Genomic DNA, 14083 nt, shown 5'->3' on the forward strand with positions numbered 1-14083 from the left:
GGATGATGCATATGGTCTTGCGAGGGATGCTCGCGCTTTGGCTTCTGGTGTTTATGCCGCTGCCGGGGATTGCGCAGTCGCTGTTGCCGACCCCCGGAATAAAGGCGTCCACGCCTGCGAAAACGGTCGAGGAGACTGCCGCTGAGGCCAATCTGGCCGATGCGTTGAAACAGGCGGCAGAGGCTGGTGTCAGCGTGGTGGTGGTCAATGCCGATGGGCAGCAGATAACCAGCGGCGGCGGAAGTACGCCGATGGCCTCCTCTGCCGGGGCGGGGGCGGCCATTGCCGGCGCTGGAGGCGGTGCCGCCGGCGAACCGCGCACGATGTCCGGCGATTCCTCGATGATGAAAGCGCAAGAGCGCATCAGGGAATTTCGCGAAACCCTGGATGGCCGCCTGAAGGCCCTGCCCACCTCGCTGAACGAAGTTGCCTATATTCTACGCGCCACCAGCCCTGACGGACGTATCGCGACCTATGTGGAGGTGTTCTTCCGGAGCGTTCTCTTCATCCTGCTGAGCTACGGCTTCATCAGCTGGGCCTATGGGTGGAATGTGGCGCGGCGCTTTATCGTGCCATTGGTGAAGGAAGCCCCCGATGGGTATCTCGAAAAGATGCCCTTTCTGGTCTACCGCTTTCTCGCGGGGCTGATCGGCACCGTACTCAGCCTGGCGCTGGCGCTTCTGATGATCGTCATCGTCTTTGGCTACAGCGACGACCTGTCTGTGCAATTCACCGTGACGGCGATCTTCGCGACGGTTTTCGCGGTGCGCACCGTGTCGGACTTGTGGCGCATGATCCTGTCGCCGTTCCTGCGCCAGTACCGGATCCCGCGCTTTACCGACCGGGAGGCGCGGCGGCTGTATTATTGGGCCTCGGGATTGACGGCCTATAACATCGTGGCCGGCGTCTTCAGTACCTGGATCAGGGATTTCGGGCTGAATTACAACGTCTATGCGCTGTTGTTCGGGGCGTTGTCGCTGGTGGGGGCAGTGGGCAATCTGCTGATGCTGGCCTTCAATGGCGGGGCCATCGGGCGGGCGATCCGGAACGGCCGTTCCCAGGCCGAGATCACCTGGCTGACCCGCATGCTTGTGACGCTCTGGGCGCCGGTATTGGCCGGTTATTTCATCTTCACCTGGCTGCGGCTTGCCTATCAGCTTGTGCTGGAGCTGCCTATGGGGCTGCCGCCGATTGTTTCCGCCTATGCCAGTTTCGTGGCGATCCTGATCGTCTATGCGGCGATCAACTATGCCATCGAACATTACTTCGCTCGCTCCCATTCGCGCGAGGCGCTGAACGAGGAACTGACCGAGGCCGAGATCGCCGAGGGGGAGGAGGGGCCCGCAGCCTGGCTGCGGGCGCATCGCCCGGTGATCAAGACCTATGAGCAGCTTGCCCGGCAGGTATCGGGCATCCTGGCCTTTGTCGCCGGCTTCTATGCGCTGGTGCTGATCTGGGACGCCAACAGCCGGCTGCGCAAGATGCCGGCGGTGGAAAGCCTGCTCGATGTGATGGTGATCCTGTTCATCGGCTATATCGTCTATCACCTGTTCCGGATCTGGATCGACACCCGCATCGCCGAAGAGGTCGGCGATGGTGAGGAGGCCGAGATGGGCGACGAAGGCGGCATGGCGGGGGCCAGCAGGCTGGCGACGCTGCTGCCGCTGTTCCGCGGCGCCATCCTGGCGGTGGTGGTGGTTTCCATCGTGCTGATCGCGCTGATGGAACTGGGGGTCAACGTGAGCCCGCTGTTCGCCGGTGCTGGTGTCGTCGGCCTGGCGGTGGGCTTCGGGTCGCAGACGCTGGTGCGCGATATTTTCTCGGGCGCGTTCTTCCTGATCGACGATGCGTTCCGCAAGGGCGAATATATCGACATCGGCGATGTGAAGGGCACGGTTGAAAAGATATCGGTCCGTTCGTTCCAGTTGCGCCACCATCTGGGGGCGCTGCACACCATTCCTTTCGGCGAGATCAAGGTTCTGACCAACTATTCCCGCGACTGGGTGATCATGAAGCTGCCGCTCAGGGTCACTTACGATACCGACGTGGAAAAGGTCCGCAAGCTGATCAAGAAGCTGGGCGAACGGCTGCTGGAGGATCCGGTGATCGGCGAGAACTTCATTCAGCCGCTGAAATCCCAGGGCGTGATCGAGATGCAGGACAGCGCCATGATCATTCGGGTCAAATTCATGACCAAGCCGGGCGATCAGTTCCTGGTGCGCAAGCGGGTCTATGAGGAGATCCGAGAGCTTTTCGCGCGCGAGGGGGTCAAGTTCGCCCATCGCGAGGTTACCGTGCGGTTGGCCGATGGCGAGACCAAGGACCTGACGCACGATCAGCGCGAAGCGGTGGCCGGGGCGGTGCAACGGGCGATCGACGACGGTGATCTGGATTACGGCGGTGGCAGCCATGGCGACGACCGCTAGGCGCGGTCGCCGCCCTCGTCACATCAGGGTGATATGATCGGCAAGCTGTTTGCGCAGGGCCTGGGCCTCTGTCCGCGCCACATGCAGGCGCAGCGCGTCTTGCCTGCGGCAGAGGATCACCTCCAGCCCGAAGGCCTGCCGCACCGCGGAGCGTGAGGGCAGGGCGTCGGAAATCTCCGCCCCGCGCCGGATCAGTTCCATCGCGCGCGGGCCGGTGATCTCGAAGATCGTGAGCCCGTCGGTGATATCGGACACCGCTTGTTGCCCGTCCCAACCATCGGTGCGGGCGGGCCCGTTGACCTCAAGCACCCGGTCGCGACGCAGGCAAAGGGTATAGCTGTCGCCCGCCGCCCGATCCGGCCAGCCGGCGGCCCCGGGCGTGCGGGCCAGGATATCCGGCGCGCTGATCAGGGTCTGGCGATCGGGGATGATCCGACTAATCGTCACCCCCGGCCCGGCGAGGGGGGCCGAGAAGTTCTGTGGCACGTCCCACTTGTGGCTGTCATCACGCATTCAAACGCTCTCCCTCAGGATCCAGCGCGCAGGGCGCCGAGACGGTCGCGGTGGCGGTCTGGCCCATGTGGCGCAGGGTGACCCGTTCTCCCATCCGCTCGCTGCCATGCTCCAGCAGCGCCAGTGCGATGGGGCGGTTCAACGTCGGGCTGAAATAGCTCGACGTGACGAAGCCGATTGACCGTGGCTTGGGCCCCGTCGTCACGATATGGGCGCCGGTGGCAAGAGGCAGTGCGCCCTCTGGCAGGGTCAGCCCCACCAGTTGCCGACGGTCCGGCGCATTGGCGGTGTCGCTGTGCAGCGCCCGATCGCCGACGAAGGCGGCTTTCTTCTTCTGCCGGGGGACGCCAAAGCCCAGATCATGCGGCATGGTTTCGCCATCGGTGTCCTTGCCGACCATGATAAATCCTTTCTCGGCGCGCAGCACCGAGAGCGCCTCGACCCCGACGGGTCGCAGGTCATGCGGGGCGCCGGCGGCCATGATCGCCTGCCAAAGCGCCCCGGCCTTTCCGGCGCGCAGCGACAGCTCGTAACTGGCATCGCCGGTAAAGCTGACCCGGGCGATGCGCAGGGGGGCACCGTCGAACTGCCCCTCGCGCAGGGTCATATGCGGGAAATCGTCCAGATCGACCCCGGTGTCGAGCGCCGCCACGATCTGCTGCGCCTTCGGGCCGGTGAGGGTGAGCGTCGCCCAATGCGGCGTGGTGTCATGCACGAAGATGCGGTCGGGATCGTTGCCATCCTGGCGCCAGCTTTCCAGCATCAGCTCCACACTGGCAACATGAGAGGAAGAACAGGAGATCAGGAAGCGATCCGGCCCCAGCCGGGCGACCACCCCGTCATCCAGGATCAACCCGTTTTCCCTGAGCATGAAGCCATAGCGAATATGGCCGGGCCTCAGGGTGGAGATGGTGTTGTAATAGATGAAGTTGACGAAGGCCGCCGCATCGGGGCCCATCACCTCGATCTTGCCCAAGGGGGAGCCGTCAAAGACGCCGGCGGCCTGTCGGGCGGCCAGAACCTCGGCCCTGATGGCGGTCTCCTGATCGGGGCCGTACCAGCCGGGACGCAGCCAGCCGCCATATTCGCACATGGCGCCGCCGGCCTGGCGATGCTGGGCCTCAAGCTCCAGCCGTTTCAGCGGATTGACGAGCTGGCCGCGGCGGGTGCCGTGATAAAGCTCCATCGGCACCGGCACGAAGGGCGGGCGGAAGGTGGTGGTGCCGACCTCGGGGATCGGCCGGCCCTGGATCGCTGCCATGGCCGCAAGGCCTGCCATGTTCGAGGTCTTGCCCTGATCGGCCGCCATGCCCAGCGTGGTATAGCGTTTCAGATGTTCGACCGAGACATAGTTTTCCCGCGCCGCCAGTTCGACATCCTTTAGGGTGACGTCATGCTGGAAGTCGATCCACTGCCGTCCCTTGGCGCCGGGCTGCGGCCAGAGCGGTTTGATGCGATAGCCGGTTGCAACGGTTTCGGGTGCATTGCCAAGGGCTGCCGCGCGGGCCTCGGCCAGCGCGGGGTCCAGATCGAAGGTGCCATTCGCCGCGCCTGCCGCCACCATGCCCTGAGGCGCCGCGCCGGGGACGAAGGCGGCCTTCTCGGCACTCCAGTCCAGCTTGCCGCCGGCATGGCGCCAGAGGTGGACTGTGGGCGTCAGCCCGCCGGAGGCCAGAATGGTGTCGCAGTCGATCTTGCGGCCACCGATCTGCACGCCACTCAGCCTCTTGCCGTCAAGCGCGCGCAGGGTGCCCTCGTCCGGGTCGGCCTCAATCACCTCGGCCCCGGCAGCGCGCAGATGGGCGACGATGGGGGTGGATTGCGAATTGTTGGACAGCACCGCGATCTTGCGACCCACCAGCACACCATAGCGGCCCAGAAATTCTGCCGCGCCCTGCAGCGACATCACCCCGGGGCGGTCGTTGTCGGCGAAGGTGATCGGGCGATCCATGGCGCCGGTCGCCATCAGGATGCGCCGCGCCCGCATCCGCCAGAGCCGGGGGGCGCGGGCGAAACCGCGATCCTCGGCCAGGGCAGCGAGCCCGTGGTCGTAGATGCCATAGACGGTGGTGGAGCTGAGGATCCGGCCGCCGGCGGCGCGGATCGCCGCCTCTTGCGTTGCTACCCATTGGCGGGGCTCTTCGCCCTCGACGGGCTCATCGCCCTGATAGAGCCCGCCGCCCAGGGTGGCGTGATCGTCGACCAGCACCACCGCTTGCCCGGCTTCGGCCGCCGCCCGCGCCGCCGCCAGCCCGGCCGCGCCGCCGCCGGCGACGAGCAGGTCGCAGTGATCGTGGAGCTGATCGGCGACATAGCCCTCGATCACCTTGCCGTCGACGGCGCCGAGCCCGGCCATCTTGCGGATCGAGGGTTCGAACAGATGCCAGTCGGGCCACATGAAGGTCTTGTAATAGAACCCCGCGCCCAGCCAGCGGTGGAACAGATCGAGCCCGCCCTTGATGTCGCTTTCGGCATTGGGCCAGGCGTTCACCGCCCGCGCCTCCATCCCATCCACAAGCGGGGTGGTGGTGGCCGGGCAGTTCGGCAGCTCATCGCCCTTGAGCGTCACGTTGAAGACGGCATTCGGATCGTCGAACCAGGCCCCCCAGACGCCGCGCGGCCGGTGGTATTTGAACGACCGGCCCATCACCCGCACGCCGCTGGCCAGCAGCGCCGAGGCCAGCGTATCGCCCGGATGGCCGGTGAAATCGCGCCCGTCGAAACGAAAGCGCAAAAGCGTGCTGCGGTCGATCAGACCGCCCTTGGAAATACGCGTGCCGCTCATTCCGCGGCCTCCCCAGCGGAGGCGCGCAGCGATGTGCTGCCCAGAACATTCATCGTCACGCTGTCGCGCTCCATCACGAACAGCTCGCGGCAGGTTTGATGCATCCAGATCTCGCGCACGCGGCCCTTTTCGTTCCTGGTGTCGTAAAGATAGGCGGCCCAATCCTCGGCGCTGATCTGGCTGGAAGTGTCGGGACGGAACTTGCCCGGTTCGGCCATATAGTGAAACTCGCGTTCATTGCGTAGACCGCAGAAGGGGCAGGGGAAAAGCTGCATGTCCGGTCCTTTCTAATGCGAGATGCCCGAGGCCGCGCCTTCGTCGATCAGCCGGCCCTTGGTGAAACGGCTGAGATCGAAGGGGCGCGACAGCTCGTGATGTTCTCCGGTCGCCAGGATATGGGCCAGCATATAGCCGCCCGCCGGGATCGCCTTGAAGCCGCCGGTGCCCCAGCCGCAATCAAGATAGAGCCCATCGACCCCGGAGGGCCCGATGATCGGAGAGCTGTCAGGGGTGACATCGACGATGCCGCCCCAGTGGCGCAAGAGTTTGACCTTGGACAGCATCGGCACCATCTCGCACAGCCCGCCCAGCACGGTTTCATGCACCGGCAGGTTGCCGCGCTGGCCGTAGGAGGGTATGCGGTCGAGCCCGCCGCCGATCACCAGCCCGCCCTTGTCGGATTGGCTGAAATAGGTGCCATAGGCCGGCGAGAAGGCGACCGTGTCCATCACCGGCTTCAGCGGTTCCGAGACGAAGGCCTGCAGCGCGTAGGAATGGATCGGCAGCTTGTAGCCCGCCATCTGCGCCAGCACCGAGGAATGGCCGGCGACCGCAGCGCCGATCCGGTTGGCGCGGATTTCGCCCCGGGTGGTGGCGACACCGGTGGCACGGCCGGCCTCGACGATCACGTCGGTGACCTCGCAATTCTGGATGATGTCGACGCCGAAGCTGTCGGCGCCGCGGGCAAAGCCCCAGACCACCGCGTCATGCCGGGCGGTGCCGCCGCGCGGCTGATACATCGCCCCATGGATCGGATAGCGCGCCTCGCGGCCGAAGTTCAGGATCGGCGCCAGCTTGCGCACGCCCTCGGTCTCCAGCAGTTGCGAGTCGATGCCGTTGATCTGCATCGCGTTGACCTGACGTGCGGCCATCTCCATCTCGGCTTCGGAATGGGTCAGCACCATCATGCCGCGTTGCGAGAACATGATGTTATAGTTCAGATCGCGTGACAGCCCTTCGTAAAGCCGCACCGACAGGTCATAAAGCGCGGCGCTTTCGGGATAGTAGTAATCGGATCGCACCACCGTCGTGTTGCGGCCGCTGTTGCCGCCGCCGATCCAGCCCTTTTCCAGCAGGGCGACATTTTTCACCCCGTGGTTCTTGGCCAGATAATAGGCCGTCGCCAGCCCGTGGCCGCCACCGCCGATGATGATGACATCGTATTTCGGTTTCGGTTTGGGTGACCGCCAGGCGGGGGTCCAGCCACGCTGGCCGCGCAGGCCCTCGCGGAACAGGTTCAGGGCGGAATAGGTCTTGTTCATGGCAATCCGGCGATGCGAAGCTTTGGCTTCCGGGACGTTCCTGGTGCGACTATAGAGGGACTCTGCTTTATGTTCAATAATGTACTTAATTTGACTATGGGGGGCGTGCCCAGTGACTGAAGCGGGGCAGGAACCTCCTGAAACGGAAGGCAAACGTCGCGGGCGGGGGCCGGGGCGGACCAGTCGAGAGGACTGGTTGAAGGTGGCACTGGATACGCTGGTTTCTGAGGGGATCGACCGGGTGCGGGTGCTGGATCTGGCGCGCAAGCTCGAATGCGCGCGATCGAGCTTCTATTGGTATTTCAAGAACCGGGCCGAGCTGCTGGAAGACCTGCTGGGGCATTGGCAACAGCGCAATACAGATCTTCTGATCGCCGCCGCCGACTGCGAGGCGACGACGATTAACTTCGCGGTCGGGCAGTTGATTGCGGATTGGGCGGCACCGGGGCAGTTCGACATCCCGCTCGACCTGGCGGTGCGTGACTGGGCGCGGCGGTCGGGGATGGTGCGCCGGGCGGTCGACCAATCAGATGCGCGGCGGATCGAGGCCTTTGCCGCGATGTTCCGCCGCTATGATTACTCTGTCTCGGAGGCCGAGGTTCGCGCCCAGATCCTCTATTTTCACCAGTTCGGCTATGATGCGCTCGACCGGCGGGAGAGCTGGGACGAACGGCTGCGGCGCAGCCGTGATTATCTCTATTGCCTGACCGGTCGGCAGGCCTCGGACGCCGAAGTGCAGGCGCTGTCCGATCAGGTGCGGGCCAATCTGGCGCAGCATGAGACCGGCCGCAGCCGGCGCCGACCGGGTCAGGACTGATAGGGATCGAGCGAGTCGCGCAGCCCGTCGCCGAGGAAGTTGAAGGCCAGCACCACCACGATGATCGGCAGCATCGGGATCGCCGTCCACCAGTAGATTTCGACATTGGCAAGGTTCTGTGCGTCGTTCAGCATCACCCCCCAGCTTACGGCTGGGGCCCGTAGGCCGAGACCCAGGAAGGACAGCGCGGTTTCGCCCAGGATCATCGCGGGGATCGAGAGTGTGGCGGAGGCGATCAGGTGCGACATGAAATTGGGCAGCAGGTGCTTGCGGATCACCCGGCCCGAGCTTGCCCCCATCATCTCGGCGGCGCGGACGTATTCCTCTTCCCGCAGGGACAGGAACTTGGCCCGAACAGACCGCGCCAGCCCGGGCCAGTCGAGAATGCCCAGGATGATCGAGATGATGAAGAAGACCGACACCGGCCCCCAGTTCGATGGCACCGCCGCCGACAGCGCCAGCCACAGCGGTAGTTCTGGCAGCGAGCGCAGGATTTCGATCACCCGATTGATCACCCAGTCGATCTTGCCGCCGAAATAGCCGGCGATCGAGCCGAAGCTGATCCCCAGCAGGAAGGACACGGTGATGCCGATCAGCCCCACCGTCAGCGACAGTTGCGCGCCGTAAAGGATGCGGCTGAACACATCCCGTCCCAGTCGGTCAGATCCCCACAGAAACACTGTCGCCCCTTCGGGGGCGCAAAACAGGTGGGTTTTGCTGGGGATCAGTCCGGCCAGTCGGTAGGAGCCTCCGCGGCAGAAGAACTTCAGCGGCATCGGTCGGCTGGTGTCGGGCACGATCTTCCACTGGAAGGTTTCCAGGTCGGGTTCGGATTTGGTGGGATAGACGTAGGGGCCGACAAAACGGCCCTCGTGCCACAGGTGCACCGATTGCGGCGGAGCATAGAGATGCTCGGACATCCGTTCGTTCGGCGTATAGGGGGCGATGAAGCCGGCGAAAGGTAGCATCAGATAGCTGAGCAGCAGGAAGATGCCCGAGATCAGCCCAAGCTTGTGCTGTCTGAACTTGCGCCAGATCAGCAGCCAGTTGGGGGCGTCCAGATCGCGGCGTTCGATCTGGTGCAGGCTTTCATTCGGATCATAGGGGGCGTCGTCGACAAAGCGTCCATCGGGTAGTCTGGTCATGCGTCGCGCCCCTCGTAGCGGATACGCGGATCGAGCAGGACCAGCAGCACGTCGGAAATCATCGTGCCCACCAGCGTCAGGAGCGCCACGAACATCAGCACGAAGCCCGACAGGAACTGGTCCTGGGTCTTCAGGGCGGTCAGCAGGGTGGGGCCGATGGTCTGCAGTCCCAGCACAACCGAGACCAGCACCGATCCCGAGACCATCGAGGGCAGCAGGTTGCCGATGTCGGCGACGAAGGGGTTGAAGGCCATGCGCAGCGGGTATTTCGCCAGCATTCGCGGCGGGCTCATCCCCTTGGCGATGGCGGTTTCGACATAGGGTTTACCCAGTTCATCCAGCAGGTTGGCACGCAGCCGCTGCATCATCGCCGCCGCGCCCGATGTCCCGATCACGAAGGTCGGAACGATCAGGTGGATCAGGATCGACCGCGCCTTGTCCCAGCTCATCGGCAGGCCTTCGAACCGCGGATCCATCAGCCCGCCGATCGGCAGGTTCAGGTGCTTGTGGCCATAATAGAACAGGATCAGTGCCAGCAGGAAGTTCGGTGTCGCCAGTCCCAGATAACCGAAAAAGGCTGATGTGTAATCCACCCATGTCCGCGACCGGGCCGCTGCCAGAACGCCGAGCGGCAATGCCACCAGATAGACGAAGAGCACCGCGGCGAGGTTGACCAGCACTGTCAGCCACAGGCTTTCTCCGACGATGTCGGACACTGGACGATCGAATTCGAAGGACCAGCCGAAATTGCCCTGGATCAGGCCGGAAAATCCGTTGGGGCCGGGCATCATCCCGACCCAGATCATATATTGCTCCCACAGCGGTCGGTCGAGCGCATATTCGTGACGCAGGAACTCGGCCTTGGCGACGCCGGATTCCTGGCCGCTGGCGCGCAATTCCGTGATCTGGTTTGACAGGTAGTCGCCCGGTGGCAGGTTGATGATCAGGAAAATCAGCGCCGAGACGACCAGTAGCGTCAGCAGCATGGTCGCGAAACGATAGATCGCATAGCGCAGAAGGATCATGACGGGGTCCGATCAGCCGGCATCGGCGAAAAAGAATTCATCGGGCCGGTGGATGCCGAAATGCGCGCCCGGATCCCAGGTCCAGAGGGCCTTTTCCGGCACGTTGCGCAGTCGCTTGTTCACCACAATGGGTTGCGGTGCTTCGGCCAGCAGGCCGATGCCGTAAATCTGATCCGCATGAATCCTGAGCATCTCGCGCCAGGCGTCGTCGCGCTGGGCGTCGTCCTCGGCGCGGTCCCATTGCTTCAGCAGCTCCATCAGCCGTTGCGCGGGTTCCATGTCGGGCGGCTCGCCGGCGGCGCCGTTGGTCTGATAGAATTGCCCCCATTTCGGCCAGGCGAAGAATACCTGATCGGTGGGGGCCAGATAGGAGGGCGAGGTATAGGGTTGCGGGATGCCATTGTCCCAGCCGAACCAGACCGCCGCCATGGTCGTGCCGGCGAAGACCCGGTTATAGAGGATGTCGCGATCCAGCGGCCGCATGATCAGCTTGACCCCGATCTCGCGCCAGGTATCGGTGATGATCTGCAGCGCGTTTTCGACCTCTTGCCGTTCGCCTGCCGTTTCGATCACCAGTTCCATGCGTCGCCCGTCGGGCAGCTTGCGGATGCCGTCCCGGTCGCGTTGATCCAGCCCGGCTTCGTCCAGAAGCGCATTGGCGCCGGTCGGATCGTAGCTCGCCCAGGCGGCGCGGTTGGCCTCGTCGAAGAAGGGGCTTTGCGGCAGAACCGTCATCGCGCCGGGCTTGGCCAAACGGAAATAGAGCGCCTGGTTGATGGTGTTGCGGTCGATCCCCAGCGATAGCGCGCGGCGTACCCGCACATCGCGCAGCACCCCGCGCCAGACATCATCGTTATAGTTCAGGTTGGGGTATATCGCGATCTGCGAGGCGACGCCGGTGGGCCACAGCAGGGTGCGATAATTGCCGCCGTCGGTCTCGCCCTTGCGCAGGATCGAGATGTCGCGAAAATCGAGACCGCGGCCCTGCAGATCGGTTTCGCCTGCATTGGCCTTGGCGGCGACCAGGCCGGGGGCGACGATCTCCATTTCGACCACGTCGATATAGGGCAGTTGCACGCCCGCCGTGTCGACCCGGTGGAAATAGGGATTGCGCACGAAGACCTGGCGGATCTTTTTGCCCTCTGTCGCGTTCATCCAGGGCTGCAGCGTCGGCAGCGCGCTGTTGTCGAACTTGTACATGTTGTCGAGCTTGTTGTGCAGCGCGGCCCAGCTTTTGACCCGGGCGTCGTCGACCGCTTCGGCAAGCGCTTCGATGTCGGCGTATTTCTGGTGATATCGCTTCAGGAAATGCGCAGGCCGGAATATGAACGGCGGGCGCGCCTCGGCCAGGGTCTCGATAAAGCTGGGATTGGGCTGATCCCATTCATAGATCACCGTGACCTCGTCGGGAAAGCTGACGCGCGGCAGCTCGTCCCCGACGCGCAGGAAATCCGGCGGGCCGGAGGGGCTGAGCGAACGGTTGTTGGCAACGTCCTGCCACCAATAGGCGAAGTCGGCCGAAGTAAAGGGATGGCCGTCGGACCATCTGTGCCCCGGGCGCAGCCGCAGGGTGAATTTGCGGTTGGCGTCGACTTCGTAGCTTTCGAGGAGATCTGCCTTGAGCTGATAGGTCTCGTCATAGCCGACCAGCCGGGCATAGCCATAGACCACCATCTGGCGGATGTCCTTGCTGCGGGTCACCATGGTGCGCAGCGTGCCGCCTGGGATGCCGATCTGGCGGCCCTTGGCCTCGAGATCCACCACAAGGGGAACCTTGGGCAGGCGGTCCTGCACCGGGGGCAGGGCGCCGCTGCTGACCTCGTCTTGCCAGAAGGTGTTTTCCTGCAGCGGCGGGACGGCCAGCGCGGCCAGCGGGATCATCACACCTGCAAAGGCGGCCGAGGACAGCAGAAAGGCGCGGCGGGATCGGTCAAAGGGGCAGTCAGACATGGCAACGTACCTTGTGGCCGGGTTCGAATTCGGTAAGCGACGGTATCACGCTGGCCGAAAAACGGAAGGCTTCCGGCCAGCTTTCCGGCGATCCTGCGCCAAGCGCCACCAGTTTCAGGTTGATCGGTCTGTCGATGTCGGCCAGCGGCTGGGCTGCGATCAGGGCCTTGGTGTAGGGGTGTTGGGGGTTGTGGAACAGCACCTCGGGCGGGGCCTGCTCGACCACCAGCCCCTGGCGCATCACCGCCACCTCGTCGGCGATCCGGGCAACCACGGCCAGATCGTGGCTGATGAACAAATAGCTCAGGTTCATGCGGTCGCGGATATCCTCCAGCAGGCTGAGGATCTGCTCCTGCACGCTGACATCGAGTGCCGAGGTCGGTTCGTCACAGACGATCAGCGACGGGTCGAGCATCATCGCCCGCGCGATCGACAGCCGTTGGCGCTGGCCACCGGAAAAGGCATGCGGGAAACGCTGCAGCATGTCCGCGTCCAGACCGACCTGCCGCAGCATCTCGGCGGCGCGGTCTCGGCGTTCCGCCCCGGTGCCGATCCGGTGGATCTCCAGCGGTTCTGTCAGCGCGTCGACCACCCGCATGCGCGGCGAGAGCGAGGAATAGGGATCCTGGAACACCATCTGTGCCTCGCGCTGGAATGCCATGCGCTGAGGGCGGGTCATGGCATGAACTGCGATCGGGTCGCCGGTGGCAGGGAGAAACCAGACCGCGCCGCCCGGGTCGGGCAGTTCGGCCCCCAGCGCGATCCGGGCCGCAGTGGTCTTGCCCGAACCGCTTTCTCCGACGATCGCCAGGGTCTTGCCGCGCGGCAGGTGCAGGTCGATGCCGCGGCAGGCCTTCACTTCGATATCGGGCCGCCAGGCCGGCCCGCCACGCAGGACATAGGTCTTCGACACCGCCTTCATGTCGAGGATCAGGTCGCGTTCGGGCGGGCGCTGCGGGCAGGGGGCCGCGTCGGGGATGGCGGGGGCAGCTTCGAACAACTGCCGGGTGTAGGGGTGGGCGGGGGCCTTCAGCAGGGCCGTCGCAGGGCCGGCTTCCATGACCCGCCCGCGATGCATCACCACCACCTGCTCGGCCATGTTGGCGACCACCCCCAGATCGTGGGTCACCAGGATCAGCCCCATGCCGGTTTCCTGCTGCAGCTCCTTGATCAGCCCCAGGACCTGCGCCTGTGTCGTCACATCGAGTGCGGTGGTCGGTTCGTCCGCGATCAGCAGATCGGGTTTGGCGACCATGGCCATTGCGATCATCGCCCGCTGCCGCATGCCGCCGGACAATTCGAACGGATAAGACCGATAGGCGCGTTCGGGATCCGGGAAACCGACCCGCTCGAAGGTTTCCAGTACCGTCTTGCGTGCCTGGGATTCACTGGCATGCCGGTGCAGCCACAGAACCTCGCTCACCTGGTTGCCGATCCGGTGCAGCGGCGAGAGCGAACGCATCGGCTCCTGGAAGACCATCGACACCTGATTACCGCGCACATCGCGCATCCGGCGTTCGCTGAGCGTCGTCAGATCGGTCACATGCCCGCCACAGGACAGGGCGATATGCCCGCTGCGGATCCGGGCGTTGCGCGGCAGGATCCGCAGCACCGCACGGCAAGTCACCGTTTTGCCGGACCCGGATTCCCCGACCAGCGCCAGCGTTTCGCCCGGGTCGAGGCTGAAGCTGACGTCCCGCACCACCGGCTCGAAGTCGCCGAAGCCGATGCTCAGGTTTTCGACGGTTAAAAGCGGCGTCATTCAGGCCCGCCTCTGCCGCCGCAGATGGTGCGAATTCAAGGTCATGGTCCCAACCGGTGTTTCGGCACACCATCGCGTGTGTATGGTTCTCTAGTCAAACCCCAATTAGCCCCGCCGCG

At 64.5% G+C, this 14083-nt stretch carries 10 protein-coding genes; 2 read left to right on the forward strand and 8 right to left on the reverse strand.

From position 1 onward, the window contains the following. Positions 1-2 precede the first annotated feature (2 nt). A complete protein-coding gene (locus tag G455_RS0111370; protein WP_028093826.1) occupies positions 3-2426 on the forward strand; it encodes a mechanosensitive ion channel family protein in 2424 nt (807 codons plus the stop codon). 18 nt (positions 2427-2444) lie between these two features. Here the strand turns inward: G455_RS0111370 and G455_RS0111375 are convergent, their stop codons facing one another. The 4 genes from G455_RS0111375 to G455_RS0111390 are packed head-to-tail and all read right to left on the reverse strand — an operon-like array spanning position 2445 to position 7265. Further along, on the reverse strand, positions 2445-2939 hold the full coding sequence (locus G455_RS0111375) for a hypothetical protein (RefSeq protein ID WP_028093827.1): 495 nt from the start codon (positions 2937-2939) through the stop codon (positions 2445-2447). After that, positions 2932-5724, reverse strand: coding sequence for a 2Fe-2S iron-sulfur cluster-binding protein (locus tag G455_RS0111380; RefSeq protein ID WP_028093828.1), 2793 nt, complete (start codon positions 5722-5724; stop codon positions 2932-2934). The genes G455_RS0111375 and G455_RS0111380 overlap by 8 nt, the downstream gene beginning before the upstream one ends. Continuing rightward, entirely contained in the window at positions 5721-5999 is a 279-nt protein-coding gene (locus tag G455_RS0111385; RefSeq protein WP_028093829.1) for a sarcosine oxidase subunit delta, read from the reverse strand. Before G455_RS0111385 ends, G455_RS0111380 begins: the two co-directional genes overlap by 4 nt. 12 nt (positions 6000-6011) lie before the next feature. Then, on the reverse strand, positions 6012-7265 hold the full coding sequence (locus G455_RS0111390) for a sarcosine oxidase subunit beta family protein (protein ID WP_028093830.1): 1254 nt from the start codon (positions 7263-7265) through the stop codon (positions 6012-6014). A gap of 202 nt (positions 7266-7467) precedes the next feature. Between G455_RS0111390 and G455_RS23865 the strand changes: the two genes are divergently transcribed. Further along, on the forward strand, positions 7468-8082 hold the full coding sequence (locus tag G455_RS23865) for a TetR/AcrR family transcriptional regulator (RefSeq protein WP_229861772.1): 615 nt from the start codon (positions 7468-7470) through the stop codon (positions 8080-8082). Here G455_RS23865 and G455_RS0111400 read toward each other — a convergent pair. The 4 genes from G455_RS0111400 to G455_RS0111415 all read right to left on the reverse strand — a co-directional run bounded on the left by G455_RS0111400 (position 8073) and on the right by G455_RS0111415 (position 13964). After that, positions 8073-9227: an ABC transporter permease gene (locus G455_RS0111400; protein WP_028093831.1), complete on the reverse strand. Its 1155-nt coding sequence runs from the start codon at positions 9225-9227 to the stop codon at positions 8073-8075. The genes G455_RS23865 and G455_RS0111400 overlap by 10 nt on opposite strands. Next, the gene (locus G455_RS0111405; RefSeq protein WP_028093832.1) at positions 9224-10252 is read right to left on the reverse strand and encodes an ABC transporter permease; all 1029 of its coding nucleotides are present in this window, start codon (positions 10250-10252) and stop codon (positions 9224-9226) included. The genes G455_RS0111400 and G455_RS0111405 overlap by 4 nt, the downstream gene beginning before the upstream one ends. A 12-nt stretch (positions 10253-10264) precedes the next feature. Beyond that, on the reverse strand, positions 10265-12133 hold the full coding sequence (locus tag G455_RS0111410; protein WP_229861775.1) for an ABC transporter substrate-binding protein: 1869 nt from the start codon (positions 12131-12133) through the stop codon (positions 10265-10267). Between the two features lie 61 nt (positions 12134-12194). Continuing rightward, the gene (locus G455_RS0111415) at positions 12195-13964 is read right to left on the reverse strand and encodes an ABC transporter ATP-binding protein (protein WP_028093834.1); all 1770 of its coding nucleotides are present in this window, start codon (positions 13962-13964) and stop codon (positions 12195-12197) included. Positions 13965-14083 lie beyond the last annotated feature (119 nt).

Source organism: Pseudodonghicola xiamenensis DSM 18339 (assembly GCF_000429365.1).
Taxonomy (GTDB): domain Bacteria; phylum Pseudomonadota; class Alphaproteobacteria; order Rhodobacterales; family Rhodobacteraceae; genus Pseudodonghicola; species Pseudodonghicola xiamenensis.

Excerpts from the sequence above, each read along its gene's own strand:
- G455_RS0111370 (WP_028093826.1), top strand. The coding sequence starts at position 3 with ATGATGCATATGGTCTTGCGAGGGATGCTCGCGCTTTGGCTTCTGGTG.
- G455_RS0111385 (WP_028093829.1), bottom strand. The coding sequence starts at position 5,999 with ATGCAGCTTTTCCCCTGCCCCTTCTGCGGTCTACGCAATGAACGCGAG.
- G455_RS0111405 (WP_028093832.1), bottom strand. The coding sequence starts at position 10,252 with ATGATCCTTCTGCGCTATGCGATCTATCGTTTCGCGACCATGCTGCTG.
- G455_RS0111400 (WP_028093831.1), bottom strand. The coding sequence starts at position 9,227 with ATGACCAGACTACCCGATGGACGCTTTGTCGACGACGCCCCCTATGAT.
- G455_RS0111375 (WP_028093827.1), bottom strand. The coding sequence starts at position 2,939 with ATGCGTGATGACAGCCACAAGTGGGACGTGCCACAGAACTTCTCGGCC.
- G455_RS0111415 (WP_028093834.1), bottom strand. The coding sequence starts at position 13,964 with ATGACGCCGCTTTTAACCGTCGAAAACCTGAGCATCGGCTTCGGCGAC.
- G455_RS0111390 (WP_028093830.1), bottom strand. The coding sequence starts at position 7,265 with ATGAACAAGACCTATTCCGCCCTGAACCTGTTCCGCGAGGGCCTGCGC.
- G455_RS0111380 (WP_028093828.1), bottom strand. The coding sequence starts at position 5,724 with ATGAGCGGCACGCGTATTTCCAAGGGCGGTCTGATCGACCGCAGCACG.
- G455_RS0111410 (WP_229861775.1), bottom strand. The coding sequence starts at position 12,133 with ATGATCCCGCTGGCCGCGCTGGCCGTCCCGCCGCTGCAGGAAAACACC.